Source organism: Chryseobacterium sp. JUb7 (assembly GCF_024806495.1).
Lineage (GTDB): Bacteria > Bacteroidota > Bacteroidia > Flavobacteriales > Weeksellaceae > Chryseobacterium.
The window spans coordinates 1-17,691 of record NZ_JANUFF010000020.1 but is presented as its reverse complement, the minus strand read 5'-3'; the positions used below and the strand labels follow the sequence as shown (position 1 = coordinate 17,691).

General features: G+C 37.2%; 12 protein-coding genes and 1 pseudogene. All 13 read right to left on the bottom strand.

The features are described 5' to 3' along the window. Positions 1-123: 123 nt before the first annotated feature. Positions 124-342, bottom strand: a pseudogene (locus M2373_RS21795) (RHS repeat domain-containing protein); the annotation flags it as partial. Positions 343-483: 141 nt separating this feature from the next. Beyond that, positions 484-738, bottom strand: a complete 255-nt coding sequence (locus M2373_RS21790) for a hypothetical protein (RefSeq protein ID WP_259113499.1) — start codon at positions 736-738, stop codon at positions 484-486. After that, complete coding sequence (locus M2373_RS21785) at positions 731-1,204, bottom strand: hypothetical protein (protein ID WP_259113497.1); 474 nt, start codon at positions 1,202-1,204, stop codon at positions 731-733. Before M2373_RS21785 ends, M2373_RS21790 begins: the two co-directional genes overlap by 8 nt. Positions 1,205-1,276: 72 nt before the next feature. Beyond that, complete coding sequence (locus M2373_RS21780; protein WP_259113495.1) at positions 1,277-1,480, bottom strand: hypothetical protein; 204 nt, start codon at positions 1,478-1,480, stop codon at positions 1,277-1,279. Positions 1,481-1,851: 371 nt separating this feature from the next. Continuing rightward, positions 1,852-2,019 (bottom strand): hypothetical protein, encoded by a 168-nt coding sequence (locus M2373_RS21775; RefSeq protein ID WP_259113493.1) that lies wholly within the window; start codon positions 2,017-2,019, stop codon positions 1,852-1,854. Between the two features lie 96 nt (positions 2,020-2,115). Continuing rightward, positions 2,116-2,463, bottom strand: a complete 348-nt coding sequence (locus M2373_RS21770; RefSeq protein WP_259113491.1) for a hypothetical protein — start codon at positions 2,461-2,463, stop codon at positions 2,116-2,118. 5 nt (positions 2,464-2,468) lie between these two features. Continuing rightward, entirely contained in the window at positions 2,469-5,813 is a 3,345-nt protein-coding gene (locus M2373_RS21765; protein ID WP_259113544.1) for an RHS repeat-associated core domain-containing protein, read from the bottom strand. Between the two features lie 254 nt (positions 5,814-6,067). Continuing rightward, on the bottom strand, positions 6,068-8,878 hold the full coding sequence (locus tag M2373_RS21760; RefSeq protein ID WP_259113490.1) for a hypothetical protein: 2,811 nt from the start codon (positions 8,876-8,878) through the stop codon (positions 6,068-6,070). Between the two features lie 7 nt (positions 8,879-8,885). Further along, positions 8,886-10,460, bottom strand: a complete 1,575-nt coding sequence (locus tag M2373_RS21755; RefSeq protein WP_259113488.1) for a T9SS type A sorting domain-containing protein — start codon at positions 10,458-10,460, stop codon at positions 8,886-8,888. Positions 10,461-10,821: 361 nt separating this feature from the next. Then, the gene (locus M2373_RS21750) at positions 10,822-11,370 is read right to left on the bottom strand and encodes a DUF2652 domain-containing protein (RefSeq protein WP_259113487.1); all 549 of its coding nucleotides are present in this window, start codon (positions 11,368-11,370) and stop codon (positions 10,822-10,824) included. Between the two features lie 56 nt (positions 11,371-11,426). Continuing rightward, entirely contained in the window at positions 11,427-12,845 is a 1,419-nt protein-coding gene (locus M2373_RS21745; protein WP_259113485.1) for an efflux transporter outer membrane subunit, read from the bottom strand. A gap of 18 nt (positions 12,846-12,863) precedes the next feature. Continuing rightward, a complete protein-coding gene (locus M2373_RS21740; protein WP_259113483.1) occupies positions 12,864-16,004 on the bottom strand; it encodes an efflux RND transporter permease subunit in 3,141 nt (1,046 codons plus the stop codon). 9 nt (positions 16,005-16,013) lie between these two features. Next, the gene (locus M2373_RS21735) at positions 16,014-17,159 is read right to left on the bottom strand and encodes an efflux RND transporter periplasmic adaptor subunit (RefSeq protein ID WP_259113481.1); all 1,146 of its coding nucleotides are present in this window, start codon (positions 17,157-17,159) and stop codon (positions 16,014-16,016) included. Between the last annotated feature and the right edge of the window lie 532 nt (positions 17,160-17,691).

The following is a 17,691-nucleotide window of genomic DNA, read 5'->3' as shown; positions in this document are numbered from 1 at the left end:
TCCACTATAACCTATTCCGTTGCCTGTTCCATCATCAAAACCACTCCCGTTATTAGTATAGGTACCGCTTCCTAATCCGGATAATCCATCCATAAAAGATTGGAATAATCTTCCATCGGGATCTATAAAAGATACGGGATTATTAACCCCGTAATTATAAGGAGTATGCCTTCTTAAGGCTTCTGCCATAGGATCCATGACACCCCATCTTCCCAGATCCGGCATGTACATTCTGGCTCCATAATCGTTCCAGCCTGTTTCCTGTTGCAATTCTTTACCGTTATACTGATACTTATACACAGGATTTCCGGCTAAAATATTGTAGCCTTCATGCTTTAACCCAAAAGGATAATAATTGTTTTCTGTAAGAACTTCTGCGCCGTTTTTGCAAAACTTTTTTCAAATAAAATTAGGGTATTAAAAAAATAAACACCCTAATTCTTTAAAATTTTCTCAACTTAGAGTATAAAAGTATCAATTGCATTATAACCAATTAAGATAATCATCCTCATTTTTTAGAGCCCGTGGTAAAAAATCATTAGTAGTTTTATGAATGTATTCCCAGTCTTCATTGGTTAATCGAATATCTTTTCCAAGGTTGTAAATTTTAAATGATAATTGTTTATCATCAATAGATACTTCTAAAAACGGGTTCAAATCTTTTTTAAAAAAAACTTCTAAATATGGATAATCCGAATTAATATCTCCTACTTCTTCTATTTTAATATTACTATTCATTATTTCTGTGATTTAGCTCGTCTTTATAATTAAATCTATACTTCCAGTTTTCAATTTCATCAGAAAAATAATTACGATTATTTCTAAAACTTTCATAAGATATTTCATTTAAATCTAAATCTTTGAATAAAAATGTAAAATCAATAAAATTATTATTAAAATTCATATTAAATTTAAAAGGGTCTACCCATTGTTCAGTAGTATTATCTTTCCCCCAAATCATAATTCCCTCAATTAATATTATATTATCAAATCGATTAACTTTAGTAATCAAACTATCATCTATCCAAATTGTATTATCAATATTTGAATCTTCTTTAATTAATGAATATAATAAGCCTGCTAATAAAAAAGAAGTGTCACCCAAAAACTCATTATAATATATTGTGTCTTTTAAATTAATCTTATTAATCTTATCCTGTAGCTCCTCTAATAGTATTTCAGCAATTTCATTTGTCGATTTCATATTTATTTTAAGTATTTTTCGAGATATTTTATTAAATTTTGTTCAGCGCCTTGTCTTTCTCCATGAGTGAGATCACGTCCCAACTTTTATTCTTTGTTGTGCACTTATTTTAAGTTCTTGAAGTAATATTTTTAATTCATCTTTAGAAAACCTAGCTAAATCGATGATTCTAGGTAAGGCACCATGTACTTTTTTCGTTGCATCTATGGATGGTAATTTCTTTAAAAAGCCAGGACCTTTAAATACTCCACCAGGTCCAAGAGGCAGGTCTCCCATATAGGGTCTTATTCCTGTAACTTTTCCATTTGCATCTACATTATAATGTATTCCGTCTGAATCGATCCATTCTCTAGGTTCAAGAGCAGCCCATAATCGGCCAAAAAATGTTGTTTTATTTTCAAGTACTTTATCACCAATTTTGCTAGTTTATCTGGTTCTCCATCAAGATTCCCTGCTCCAAATTTCGTAAAATCCACATGCGAAAACGGATTTTTCCCTTGCCCATCGAGTAAAGATAATCATTATTTAAGGGCAAAAATAAAACGGATAATCAAAAATGGTTATCCGTTTTTCTATAAATTTATTGCGTTTGTAATTGTTGACCCCCCTTTCATAAAGGAAACCAACATGTTTGGTACATTACCCAGTTATGAATTACTTTGAAATAATATTTTATCATGTTCAAGATTAGAGTCATAATTGAAAATTCTATCTTGATTAATCCATTTATTTTTACCTATTAATACTCCTCCTGCGATTATATAATATTTAGATTTTTCAGATTTTAATTCAAATATTTTTGTAACTAATTTCATTTCAGGCTATTGCGGTTCATAATAAAAAATGCCCCTATAATTATCACATTTCTTTTTATCCTTTTATTATCAAAACATTAAAAATATAATAATAAACTACCAACTATAAATACTAGTAAATTTTACATTTGGTTTTTCATTTAACCTTTCAATATTGAAATCAGGTTTTACCCAGATGCACTCATTTTTATCATTAATGATGTAAATTTCACTTTTATCCTTATTTATGTAAACGCTATCAATATGATCAACTATTACTCTTCCTAGTTTATAACTATTTTCATTTGTTTTATACGCATATAATATTGATTGCGTTGGTTTATCTAAATATACATCATCCTTAAGTTGAAACATAAAACTTTCTGCATTTTCTGAAAATATTTTATTGCATGAAATACATATTAAGCTGATTAATATTATTGATAAATATCTTTTTGTATTCATAATCTTTATTTTGAATTTATCCATTTATAATTAAAGTGAATGTTAATTGTTGTTGTTCCTAATGGGGTAATTTTATTACTTCTTTTAAATGAGTCTTTATCATTTCTAGATATACCGGAAGAAACAGTATACTGATCAAAAACTTTCACATATAATTTATTACCTCTTTTTTGCATATCATATATCATGCCTCCCCGCCAAATAGACTGGTCAGCCAATCCTTTTAAATGGGCATCTATGCTTCCACTTATGCCAATTTTATCAGGACTTGATCCTATATAATATCTTTGTACTTGCCCTTCTTTTACTTTTCCTTCCCTGTAATCATTTGCAAACATAGTAGTCGCTCTTGCTGAAGAATTGGACCATTTTATATCTTCTGTTAAAGCATCTCCAGGATAGAAGTTTCTATTTTCAGGACCTGTACCTGAAGCATATTCATACATTAATATAGCTGTTGTCTTTTTTGCACTCTGTTTAAATATATTTTGTTTATCATCTTCTGTTAATTTATCCAAAGTAAATGGAGTGCCAAATAATTTATTTGCAAAAGTAGATAAACCTTGAATAAGGGCATAATGTTGAGCTGTATATTTAGGTCCAGGACCATCAATCCCAAATTTCGTAAAATCAATATGCGAAAAAGGACTCTCATTACCGCTTAAAAGAGAAGTTGAAATTGAGCTTCGCTTTGATGGCATATTATCCCTTAATTGTATAAAAGCATCAATAGCATCCTGACCTGTATAAGTTTTGGCATCATTTCCATCTGGATCAATGATCATCACAGGATTGTTGATGGCATAATTAAACGGACTATAGCTATTATACTTTTCAGATAATGCATCCATCACGCCCCATCTTCCCAATTCCGGCATGTACATTCTGGCTCCATAATCGTTCCAGCCCGTTTCCTGTTGCAATTCTTTACCGTTATACTGATACTTATACGCAGGATTTCCGGCTAAAATATTGTAGCCTTCATGCTTTAACCCAAAAGGATAATAGTTGTTTTCTTCAAGAACTTCTGCGCCGTTTCCATTGTTAAAGTAGCTTACACGCACATTTCCCAGATGGTCAACATAGCTGTAAATATACTTATTATTCTCAAAATTATAATACCCTTCCGAGGTAGGAACAAACTTGATCAGAGGATCAGAATTTGTAGACACTATTTCATACTGAAAACCGTCCAGATATTCCGTTATTTTTTGTTTGTAGACCGAGTCTTCACTGTATTTGTATACTTTCTTCAGCTTTGTGCCATCTGCTCTGTAGGTAAATGCGGTATTTACATTCTGCCATACACCTCTGGTAAAATATAATTGGTCAAACTTCATCGCTGTTGGGAGATCAAGGAAATTATATCTGATTTCTAAAATCCCTTTATCCTTATGCTCCTTCATATTACCGTTGTCATCGTAGGCAATGGTATTTCCGGATATATCGGGATATCCTCTGTAGTTGGTAGAGGTATCGTTTACAGTAGCCAGGCGGTTTCCGGTGTACTGGTAAGTAAGATTATCGATCTGTTCTTTAATTCCTGTGGCTCCTTTGCTGTTTCTCTGCAGGGATTTGATGTTTCCATTCAGGTCATAATCAATAGTTTCGTTAAAGAAATCATTCCCGGGAACAGAAGAGTTGGGCTCAGAATAGGTAGCCTTTTTGAGTCGGTTCAGCGGATCATACTGGTACGAATATCTTTTCAGGATATCATCCTGGGAGGTTCTCCAGTCGATCTGGGAGATATTTCCGTTGTACTTTCCGTCCGTTCCGTTCTGGTACTTCATTTCATAGCCAAAAAGTTTTCCGTTCAGAGCTGCCGGATCATTGATTCTGGTCATCCAGCCGCGGATGTTGTAGGCATAGTCAATGCTCTGAAGATTGTTGCCCACTTTTTTATTGGTCAGCTGCGAGAGCTCGTTGTATGTATTCTCCGTCAGAAGCTCCTGAGGCTGCCCGTTGATCTGATGCCAGTGCTTCATCATCCTGTTTTGGCTGTCATACTCAAAAGTCTGGGTGATGATTTTTTCGGGATCTGTCGCCAGTCTTTTGTGGTAGGTTTTGGTTTGTCTGGTGACTCCTGCAAAATCCAGTTCGCTTTCTGTTTTCGTGTATCCACCGAGATGGTTCAGGGAAAGGGCGCCAATGGATCTTCCTTTTACATCAAAGTATACAAAAGTTTTGGTCCAGCTGTCATCTTCTATATTTTTTACATAAGAAGCCATGGGCAGGTCTTTGGTGTTTTTTCCGGTAGTGCTGTGCCCGAACTGCTTCAGAACTTTCTGTCCCATAATCTGGGTTGGGATAACCACCTCAGAAGGAAGGCTAGGATAGGTATCATAATAATTAACGGTCAGGATCGTCATGCTTCCCGTAGGAAAAGCATTTTTGGTATAGTAAATATTTTCTCCGTTCTGTACGATAGGATTGGTATTATCCCTGCTTTCATTATTTCCCGGGTTGACAGACATGCTGTTAAGAGAATTTTGCATGGTAGCTCTGTCTGCTGTATTGGCAAAAAAACCGGTATATAATACTCTTCCAAAATGATCATATTTGGTGAAGATCCAGCCTCTTTTTAGAAAATTATTGGCTGTAGATCTTAAATTGGCATCTTGGGTGAGTACCATTCGGTCCTGCTTGTCGTACACCATATATTCCCAGTCTTTTCCGGGAAGTTTTTTCTCGGCAAGCCTGTTTTTGCTGTCGTATTGGTACTGGTAACAAAGATCATTTAAGGTTGAAGCTGAGATTGAAGCTAAGGTAGAGGCCAAAGGAGGAAGAACGTACGCCAGTTGCTTATACTCATTGTATACATAATAAGTATCGGTATTCTGAGAAGTACTCACCACTTTTCTTACCAACACGGTCTGTCCCGAACCGTCTTTGAATTCGATCGTAGCATTGCCGTCTTCGTCTTTAACCGTATTTTTAATCAGTGATCCTGTACGGTATTCTTCGGGAACAGCCTGAAATTGGTTGATGTAAAGTTTCTGTGCAGAATCCCAGGTGCTGGAAACATGGTATTTTTTAACATGGTCAGAAGCGGTATTGAGATCGTAAGCGAATACCACAGGCTTATCTGACCATGCGCTTCCAACGGATTTCTGCTGGAGCAGTCTTTCGAGGGGAGAGCTTTCCAGTACCTTTTCGGTGAAGATTTTTTCTCCGGTATAGAAGTTGGTGGCATCGGCAACGGGATAAGGATTCAGTCCTGAAGTTTGGGAATAAATCTGCCCATTCGTTGTCGAAGTTTGCGGAACAGGAAGGTAGTCTCTGGTCTGTCTTCCGTGCTCATCATACACGATGGGAGTGACCAGGTCTTTTCCTGAAGGAGTCGCTTTGATTCCGATGACCTATTTGGGCCTTCCCAAATAATCAAAATACTGGATGGTCTCTACCTTTCTGATGCATGTAGAATCTAGGCAGGTGGTACTTTGTATATAGTTTTCCGAGTTGGTCTGCGCATTGAATACGGCTGCTACAAACAGGGATAGGTATAGTATTATTTTTGTTTTCATAAGCTTTATTGAGTTATAAGTAATGAGCTATGAGTTGGATGTTGGTAACATCATTTATAACTCATCATTCATAACTATGTTTACTGTTTGTAGTTGTATTTATATTTCTTTAAAACATTTCCGTTTTCATCGGTGATCTTATCCAGTCTTCCGGCGCTGTCGTATTGATAGATTTCGCGGATTCCGGAAGGCGGGGTCATGCTCTTCATCCCGATCAGCGGATCGTAGACATAGGTGGTGATCTGGAAATTGGCAAGTTCAGATTTATTCCTGAAAAGATCCAGGGCACTCTGTAAGGCCTGTTCTGAAGTATTGTCTACATCTGCATTCGACCTGGTGACCATATCTGAGATATAAGATGAAATCTGGCTGTAGGTTGCTCCTTCTATTTTGGCAATAGGCTGGGTATTGCTATAGCCCCAGACTACAGAAACAGGAATCCCGTCTTTTGTGGTGTACTGTTCAAGGTTTCCTTTACTGTCATACTGATTGAACGTTACTTCAGAGGCCAGAATATTCTGCGAATCATAAGCAAGAGCTGATGAAGGAAGCTTGTTGGCTGGGTTATCATATTTTGTCTCTGATCTTGCCATTATTTTTCCTGCATCTGCAGCATCTTTTTTAATAACGGTGGTAGTTTCTAAGGGAATTCCAAACATATTAACACTGATCAACTTTTGATTATTTTTATCTAAAGGATACCAGTAAGAGGTTTCCTGAATGCTACCGTCAAAAGCTGTTGATCTTTGCAGATGGGTTCTGTAATTATTTGTATTTCTGAATATCTCTGTTTTTGTTTCCGTTACTCCTGAATCAAAGTAGTTTCGCGAAATTACAGCCTCATTTTTGATCCATGCTGTTTTTGTGTAAGGGGTTCCTGTGATTCCATTATTAACAATAGGGTATTCAGCAGAAGGATAATCCTCCATCGTATAGTCAAACAGGTCTTCTGATAATTTCTGATTGGAAGCATTATAGAGCTCTTTTTTCTCTAAAAGACCGTCGCGTGTTAGATTGTAGTTAGGAATATAGTATATAGGAAGAGGAGTATCTGTATTTCCTATATAAGCATCAGTTCCTTTGAAATAATATTTAGTATATCCTTTTGTATCCCCGGAAACCTTAACATTTTTATAAATGATTACGGGGTTGGCTGGAGCCGCACCATCGTCTGCAAATCCACCACTTTCAAAGTATCTGCTGGATATACTTGGGTCATCAAATTTCTGATAATCATATTCTTCAATTTTCATTGGAATAGTTGTCCAAGAAATATTATCGCGGGGTTCGTTATAATAACTGATTTTCTTTATTCTGGGGAATGCCCTTTGATAAGATCTAAGTTCCTGTATAGTAGTGGATTCACCAATTACTTCAGCAGCTAAAAAATAGATAGGCTCTACAAATGTTCCTGCCGTTGTACTACTTAAAGTCGCATAATACTCTCCCGGAGTAAAGGTTATGGTAGTTTGCTCTGGGAAATTATCAGGGTCTGTAGAATAAACGTTACCCAAACTATATGGGGTTGCCTGATAGGTACTTCCTACCTTTTTATAAAATACAAGATTCCATAAATATCCGGCTAAACTTCCTACAGGTGCACTAATAGTGATCTTTTTTTCTTCGGTAATGTTGAAGAAAAATTGTTTAGTAGAATTGTTAAACTTACTAAAATTTACATTTCCTAAATCTTCTGTGGCCGCAGGAATTACAGTACCAATTTCATATTGGAAAAAGGGAACAAAATCGAAATCGTACTGAATAGTACCTCCAGTAGGCATTTGTACGGTATGAAGTACCGCAGCACCATAAATATTTTTTATCCCAACTCCATCCGGAACCGGTGGAGCAAAGCCCGCAGCTATTGGAATTGCACTATATCCAAATTTTGTTTTCTCCAGAATATTTCCGTTTATATCCACTTTATTGAATGCTTCCAGCGGTCCGTTGCCTTCAAAAGTATATTTGGATACAAATTGATTTCCTGCAGTCATTAAGCTCACGCTTCTAAGTCTATATTTATCATATTTTGGAGTATAAGGCTTTTCCTCGTATTGAAGGTTAATAATCCCTCTGTCTTTAATTTCAATTTGGCTGAGCTTATTGGATTCTGACTCTATAATCTGATTGCCGGTACCTATGGCATACACAATATCTTTACTGTATATAAATTTGGCTAATTCCTGATTATTTTCATCAAGAATAGAGTTTAAGAAAAAAGCACTTCTGTATTTCCAAGGACTATAAACTGAATTAAGCCAAGGGTATCCCCATTTCCAAACGGTAGTATTAGAAATATTATACGTTTCAAATTTATATTTAATACCTTTATCATTAGTAATAGTAAAAGAATCTAAAATTAATGTAGCCTGATTATTATTTCTTTGATATTCTATTTTTGATGTCGTTGGACTCATCTTAATCAGCTCAAAGGTATTATCCGTTGTATTTCTAATAAATTTAAATTTTCCGGATTCTCCGGGGATACTATAATTATAAATATCATCAAATTCATTTTTAATATAAACCACTGCAGAGGCATTATCAAAATGCTCATCAGGGTCATTCAAATTGTCTCGTGAGATAACACCTTGTCCCAATAATGACCATCCGGCTCCCAGATCTCCGGACCATTGGTCTTCTGTTACGTTTGCAGCATGATAATTTAAAGCTAAGCTAATATTTATTGCACTGTTATTAGTTGGAACATTGACCAAAGGATAAGAAATATTGGGAATACCTGTTTGTACGGAAACAGGTACATTGGTATAAGTTCCCAATGATGATATGCTAGGAACCGGCTGAGAAACCCCAGTATTATAACTAAAGGTTTGTCCGTAATAAAGATCGTGTATAAAAACACTCATTAATAGTAAAAATATCTTCTTCATAATTCTATTATTTCTTAATCAATTTAGCATTCGCCGTTTTATTTGTATCCGTTTTGATGGTCACCAGATAAGCTCCCTGAATCAAAGACTGAGTATTGATCTTTGTTACCTTATTCCTAGTTTTCAGATTCTGGATCTGTCTTCCTCCCATATCATACATCATGATTTCAGCTTCCTTAAAATCATATCCGATTTCTACATACGCATAATCTGAAACAGGATTCGGATAAATTTTGATATCCTGTTTTTCAATCAGCTGATCAATTTGTTTGTCACCTAATTTTACAATCTTCCAGTTTTCTTTTCCTAGTTCTTCGGCACTCGTTCCGGCAAGAATAATCGAACCATCTTTGTTCAATTTAATATCAGATAATCTTTCTTCTTTCTTTCTCGACTCACCTTTCACATACTTTCGCCACTGCTCATTACCTCTTTCGTTTACATAAAGCATCCAAAAAGTCTCATCTTCATTCTCTATTCTTCCTTCTGCCTGAGTATAGCCACCCAGCAAGATTCCTTTCGAAGATTTATCATCTGAACTGTGTAAAACACTCATTCCCATTAAAACATCCCTGTTTTTAAAATTGTATGACTTCTGCCAGAGCTCTTCGCCTTTTTCATCCAAAGAAATCAACCACAGATCCGTACCTTCCTCTATTCCTACAGATTTATTACCTGATTTTTCAGATCTTGATTCTCCACCAATTAAATAACCGGTGGAAGTCAATGCCAATGTTCTTAAATGATCATCTCCTTTCCCCCCGAAGTTCTTTTCCCACTGTACTTTGCCGTCTTTATCAAGCTTTACAATCCAGTAATCGCCTTCCCCGTAATTTTCCGTTTGTTTGGAAATACTTCCAGCCTCCAGCTTCCTGCTCCCTGACACTTTCCCACTTCTGGAATACATCCCTAACAGTGCTCCCCCATCTCTGGTAGGAATCATTTTTTCCACTTCATCCAGACCTTTTCCGCCTAAAATTAACTGGGATAATTCTTTCCCGTTTTTATCAAGTCTTACCACCAAAACATCCTTGGAACCATATCCTTTGGCTGAGTTCTGAACGTTTCCTGCCACAAAAAAGCCTAAATCTGTCGTCTGAATTACTGATCTTGCTTCTTCATCCGCATTCGTTCCGATGGTCTTTTGCCACAGTTCATCACCGAACTCATTGATTTGGATTAACCAAAAATCTGATCCTCCTTTTGAATCCTCTTTTTTGTCAAGACCTTTTCCGGAATATGAAGTTCCCGCTACTAAAAATCCTCCTTCCTGAGTATTTACAGTAGCTGACAGGAAATCATGATTTTGTCCTGAAAAATATTTTTCCCAGACTTCATCACCCTGTTGGTTAAGTTTGACCAAATGAAAATCGTAGCCGTTATTCTGTTTACTGCCTCCTGCCTGAAGCTTACTGCTTTGAATACTGCTTCCAGTGATTAAGTATTGTCCATCAATGGTAGTCGTTACCTGGCTTAGAAAATCCTGAGTATTGGATTTGATATCTTTCTGCCAAACGACTTCCTGAGCATACAATACAGCAGTCGTGCACATTAAAAATGCGCATAAATAGAGTTTTTTCATCCCATTAGTTTATTTATTAATTATTTGTTTTTTACTGATTTTGTTGATTGATGTTTATGCATATAGAAAATGCATCATTTCTGAGGTAATTTTATTCATCTTTGTGTTTTATTGTGTTATTTATGGTTACAAAACTAAAAATTTTTATCTTCTCTACAAAGAGATTTATTATTTTTTTAATCATAACATACTGATTTCTATTATTGAATAACAAAGGTATTATTGCTTAGCGACAAAAAGTGTCGTATTAAATATAGAGATGCAATTATTTTGTAAAAGGTTGCAAAGAAAAAAGCGCCCGAAGAATTTCGGGCGCCTGCAATAGCAAAATTACAAGGATTAAAAATATAATAGAGATTGTTTAGTGCTCAAAATAATGAATCATACCTACTTCGGGATGGTGTTTTTTCTCGTCATTAAAATCATCTTCTTCATTCTGACTACTTTCCAGAAACGAATTGCTGAATAAAACATACGATGGATGTTCCGCCAAGCCGTTCTTCAGCATTTGGTGGGCTTCCACAATGGTTTTTCCGTACAGTTTTTTGAAACTTCCGATATTATATTGCGAAAATTTTCCGTAATGAACGATAAATTTTAATGATAAATCGATCGTTGTACTTAATGATGTACTTAATTCTTCAATCTTGCGGGTAAAGGCATTCTGCATCTTCCTCAGCATCTTTGAAATCTTTTGATAGGAAGGCTGCTCATCATACCGGTAAAATAAAATGGCATCGCCTTCAATTTCTGAAATTTCAAAATAGTGCTCATTCATATCAATGAGTGTAGAAAGTAGTTGTCTTACAATATATTCTCCTGTATAAAGTTTTGTATTGAATACAAATTCCGTAAACCCGCTGAAATCCGGAATAAGAATAATGCCATCTTTAATGTTTGTATTCTCCATAATAGTTTGGGTTAAAAACCTGTTACACCATTAGACGTAACAGGTTTGATTTTACTTTATTGCCATCCGCCGCCAACAGAGCGGTAAAGGGTTGTTATGGCGTTTAATCTTTGTGCTTTCAGAGAAGCAAGATCCAGCTCGGTCTGTAGCTTATTGGTTTGAGCCAAAATCACCTCAACATAAGTCGCTGAATTATATTTAAATAAAACATCCGCTTTATGAACTGCCTCATTTGACTTTCTCACTAAACCTTCCGCAATTTTCTGCTGTTCTTCCAATTTTTGAATCTGAACTAAAGCATCAGAAACTTCACCCACAGCTTTTAAAACTGATTGTTTAAAATTAATTTCAGCCTGTTCCGAAACAATTTTTGACTGCTCGTACTGCGTTTTCAGTTGTTTTCCGTTTAAAATAGGTTGCGCCAATGTTCCCAACACAGAACCGAAAAGTGACCCCGGAATATTAAACCAGTTGCTTGCTTTAAAAGCGTTCAAACCACCCTGAGCCGTGATGTTAAAAGATGGATACATATTCGCTCTGGCTACATTTACGGAAGAAATACTTCTTCGTACATCCAGTTCAGCACTTTTAATATCGGGTCTGTAACTCAGCAATTCGGAAGGAATTCCTGTTGCAATATTGTCGGGTGACTGAACATTATTTAAACTTGCACTTCTCTCAATTTTATCAGGCATTGAACCTGTTAAAATACTCAATGCATTTTCCTGAGTCGTAATCGAGCCTTCAATAGCCGGAATTGATTTTAAAATCTGGTCTTTTACAATTTCCTGTTGCTGAACCGCCAAAGCAGTCGTTAAACCTAGTTCCTGTTGTTTCGTTAAAAACTTCAGCGTGTTATCAGAATACGTCAGATTCGATTTGGTAATTTCCAGTTGCGTATCGAGCATAAGCAAATTATAATATCCCTGAACAACCGTCGCTACCAATTGCGTTTTTACGGCTTTTGCCGCTTCCTGCGTTTTAAGATAATCTGCTAAAGCCTGTTCTTTTCTGCCTTTAATTTTACCCCAAATATCCGCTTCCCAGGAAATATTGATGGAAGTCGTATAATCCTGTATGTATCGGCTTCCCATAAACTGCCCCGCCATCATTCCGTTCATACTATTGTCGGAAGGTCGGTTAACACTCGCATTGGCGATGGTTGCACTTACGGTCGGCACATTTCCCCATTTGCTTTGATTATAAGCTAATGATGCAAATTCGATCTGTTTTAAAGCAACCTGCAAATCATTATTCTGAGCCATGGCTTTATCAATTAAACCCACCAAAACAGGGTCTTTGAAAAAGTCTTTATAACTGATTTTCGCAATATTTTCGTTGTGATCAGCTACGATACTGTCGCTTCTGAAAGCTTCAGGCATTTTCACTTCGGGCTGTTCATATTTCTGAACTTTACAGGCAATGGCCGTCCCCGAAATCAATGCGATATATGCTATATTTTTAATTGAATTCATTTTTAAAAATCATTTGAATTAATATTCCCAATCGGCTTCCGTCACTACTCTACCGTTGATTTTCTCATGCAATGCCTGAAATACCACAAACAGAACCGGAACTACAAAAATTCCTAAAATCGTCCCAAACAGCATTCCTGAAATCGCGGCATATCCAATGGAAAGGTTACCCATCGCAGAAGGTCCCACCACAAAAATCAACGGAATCAAACCGGTAATAAATGCCAGAGAAGTCATTAAAATCGGACGAAGACGGGCTTTTGCACCCTCCACTGCCGAAGCGATTAAACTTTTTCCAGCTCTGCGTCGCTGAATGGCAAATTCTACGATAAGAATTCCGTTTTTAGCCAAAAGACCAATCAACATCACCAAAGCGATCTGCACATAAATATTATTGGATAATTCCGCCAGTGTAATTCCTACAAATACTCCTGATAAACCAACCGGAATTGCGATTAACACCGCAAAAGGAAGAATATAACTCTCATACTGCGCTGATAAAAGGAAGAATACAAACACGATACACAATCCGAAAATCATCACCGACTGCGAACTTGATCCTGCTTCTTCACGGCTCATACCTTTATAATCATAGGTATATCCAGGAGGCAGCACTTTTTTGCTGACTTCATCAATTGCTGCCATTGCCTGTCCGGAACTGTAACCCGGAGCTGCCATTACCGTCAGGTTTGATGAATTAAATAAGTTGAAACGGTCTACCACTTCTGCACCAGTCACCTGTTTTAAGCTCACTAATGTGTTTACAGGAACCATTTCTCCCGAACTGTTTTTCACAAAAATTCCGTTTAAAGATTCTTTATCCTGCCTTGTTTCCGGAGTCGACTGCACCAATACTCTGTAATATTTTCCGAATCTGTTAAAATCCGAAGACTGGATGCTTCCGTAATATCCCTGCATTACACTTAACACATCAGAAACACTTACACCTAACTGTGCTGCTTTTACTTCATCAACAACTACTTCAAACTGAGGATAAGAAACATCAAAAGTTGTAAATGCCACCGCCACTTCCGGTCTTTGCATCAAAGCGCCCATCATTCCGTAAGAGATATTTCCTAAATTCTGAAGTTCGCCGTTGGTTCTGTCCTGAAGAACCAGTTCCATTCCACTCGTATTTCCGAATCCATCAACCGTTGGCGTATTGATAACCAGAAAATTTGCTCGTTTATCCTGAGATAATGTTCCCTGAACCTGTCCGATAATATCATTGATATTATTCACCTGCCCTCTTTCACCACCTTTTTTTAATTTAACGAAAATAGAAGCTGCCGAAGAAGACATCGAACCACTGAAAAGATTTAGTCCGTCTACAGAAATCACTTTATCTACCGCGGGATTTTTCATTAAAATATCTTCGGTATCAGAAACTACTTTTGACGTTCTGTCTTTTGAAGCTCCCGGAGCAAGATTCGCTGTTACAATGATGAAACTCTGGTCTTCATCAGGAATAAATCCTTTAGGAGTCGTCATCGACATCCAAACGAACAATCCACCGAATACCAAAACAATAGCTCCTGCAATCCATTTTCTTTTTAATAAAAACAATACTGCTTTTCCGTAACGGAAGGTCAATTTGTTGAAACTTGCATTAAAACCGGCAAAAAAGCGGTCTTTGAAATTCATTTTTTCATGAGATCCACCGTGATGCTGCTTTAAAAATAAAGCACATAAAGCCGGACTTAATGTCAAGGCATTAATCGCAGAAATTACAATCGCAATCGCTAATGTTAATGCAAACTGCTGATAAAATAATCCTGTCGACCCGCTCATAAATGCCACCGGAACGAATACCGCAGACATAATTAACGTAATTGAAACAATTGCTCCCGTAATCTCACTCATCGCCGACATGGTTGCGGCTCTCGGGTTCAGCTTTTTGTGTTCCATTTTAGCATGAACCGCTTCCACGACGACAATGGCGTCATCCACCACAATACCAATGGCCAGTACGAGGGCGAATAGCGTTAATATATTAATTGAGAACCCGAAAATATTCATAAAGAAGAACGTTCCCACAATAGAAACCGGAACCGCAATCGCCGGAATCAGGGTCGAACGGAAATCCTGAAGAAACATATAAACCACGATGAATACGAGGATAAATGCTTCAATCAACGTATGAATCACCTGTTCTATCGATTGGTCCAGAGCATCTTTTGTCGCGTAAGGAATTTCGTAAGCCATTCCTTCAGGGAATGATTTTTCCAGTTCTTTCATTCTTTCCTGAAGGGCAATCTGTACCTCATTGGCATTAGAACCTGCCATCTGGAAAATCGCCATCGTTACGGATGGTTTTTTATTGTAATTCGAAGAAACGGTATAACTGTACGCTCCGAATTCCACTTTGGCAACATCTTTCAGTTTTAAAACAGAACCATCACTTAACGCTTTAATAGTAATATTTTCGTATTGCTGAGGTTCTGTAAATTTTCCTTTATAGCGAAGCACATATTCCATTGCTTCCTTGCTTCTTTCCCCGAATCTTCCCGGTGCAGCCTCTAAGTTCTGCGACTGAATCGCTCTTGAAACATCTGCAGGAGTCAGATTATAAGACGTCAGTTTGTTAGGATCAAGCCAGACTCTCATCGAATAATCTTTATTTCCGTAAACCATTGCGTCACCGACTCCTTTTACCCTTTTCAGTTCGGGAACGATATTGATTTTAGCATAGTTTTCGAGGAAAAGGTCGTCCATTGTCCCGTTTTTACTCGTCAATGAAACCATCGCAATCATACTGTTCTGTCTTTTCACCGTGGTGATACCCGCCTGCACAACCTCGGAAGGAAGCTGATTGGTCACCTGAGCCACCCTGTTCTGAACGTTAATCGCTGCCTGGTCTGGGTCTGTCCCCAATTTAAAAATAACAGTAATTGATAATGAACCATCATTACTCGCTGTCGAAGTAATATAATCCATATTTTCCACTCCATTGATCGCGTTTTCTAATGGTGGAGCCACTGATCTTGCAATCGTTTCGGCATTTGCTCCGGGATACGCTGCAGTCACCATTACAGTGGGAGGTGCGATATCCGGAAATTTCGTAATCGGCAGACTTACCATACCGACAATACCCAAAATAACGAGCAATACGGAGATAACCGTCGCCAGTACGGGTCTTTTTATAATTTTCTTTAACATGATTTTTTCTTACGATTTTTTCGGTTGAGAATTTTGCTTTTGAGCAACGACAGGGGTTCCGGGCTGTAATCTGTCAAAACCTGTCACGATGTACTGATCACCGGCTTTCAACCCTTTTGAAACAATGAAATTTGTTCCTGCTTTTCCACTGACTTCAATCGGAAGCATCAATGCTTTGCCATCTTTAATTGTAAATACAAAAGTTTTATCCTGAATGACTCTTGTAGAAGCAATCGGCAACAGAATAACATTAGAAAAATCCTGTTTCATCACAATTTTTCCTGTATTTCCGCTTCTCAACACATTGTTCGGGTTGTTGAATTTTGCTCTTAAAGTAATTGAACCCGTTGTTTTATTAAACTGGCCTTCAACAGCATCTACCTTTCCTACTTCAGCGTATTTTTCTCCACCTGAAAGCAATAAAGAAACCTGTGGCGTGTTTTTTAAAACCTCATCAATACTGCTTCCCGTATGCTGTTTCTGAAAATTATTAAAATCATTTTCGCTTAAACTGAAATACGTGTACACCTGATGAATATCCGACAATAACGTAATTGCTTCCTGATTGGACGGCGTCAGAAGGCTTCCCAAACGGTAATTGAATCTTCCGATATATCCACTCACCGGAGCTTTAATCGTAGAAAAATTAAGATTGATTTTTGCTGACTCAATCGATGAAGTTGCCTGACTTACTGAACCTCTCGCCGCGTTGTAATTCGCTTCAGCTTCTTTCACCTGAATATCCGAAACCATTTTGTTTCTGAATAATTCTTTTTTTCTGTCCAGATCAATTTTAGACGTTGCTAAACTTGCCTGAGCAGAAATCAACGTTGCCTGAGCCGACTTCAACTGCTCACGAAAAATCTGGTCTTCAATTTTGAAAAGTGGCTGTCCCGCTCTTACAAAATCACCTTCATCGACAAAAATTTTGGTTAAATATCCCGTTACCTGCGGTCTGATTTCAACATTTGAAATTCCTTCCACAGAAGCAGCATATTCGTTTTCCACAGTCGCATTTCCCTGCTGTACTTTTTCTACCGGAAGCTCCGGTGCCTGTTGCTGATAAGCCTGATTGGGATTATTTTTTTTACACCCGGCCAAGACAAATAATGTCAGGGCGAGCATACATGATTTCTGAATAAAAAATCTCTGCATAACACTTTTCCTTTAAATTTTACGGGGCAAAATTCGTTCGAAAAAAGTTCTGCGGAAATATTCGAAAAACCCCTTAATTTGTCAAAAGGACTCCTAATTCGGGAGAATTATGAGAAATATCATGCTCTTGTAATTTGGCTGATTGTAATTTTTGTATCAAATATTTTCTTTTGTCTTGAAATCGAAGATTCGACGTAATCAAACATTTCTTTTGTTTCAACATTTGTCTCACGCTTCAAACACTGGGAATTTTTTAACGGATTAAATTTAAATTTTCTTAATGCTTCAGTTTCCGATGTCGGTTTTAGAGTGGAGGGATTTTGTTTTTATCTTTATTATTTTAAGGAACGACTGCAACCCTAGCCCTGATCGTAGCATTTGTTTGAGCTCATTTTTTAGTTTTGGGGGGGGGGGGGGGGGGGGGGGGGCGCCCCCGCAAAAAAAAAAAAAAAAAAATGACGGGGAGGCGGGGGGGGAGGGAGGATATATAATATATAGTTTAAGGAATGTTTTAAAGGGACACGCGAGTCGC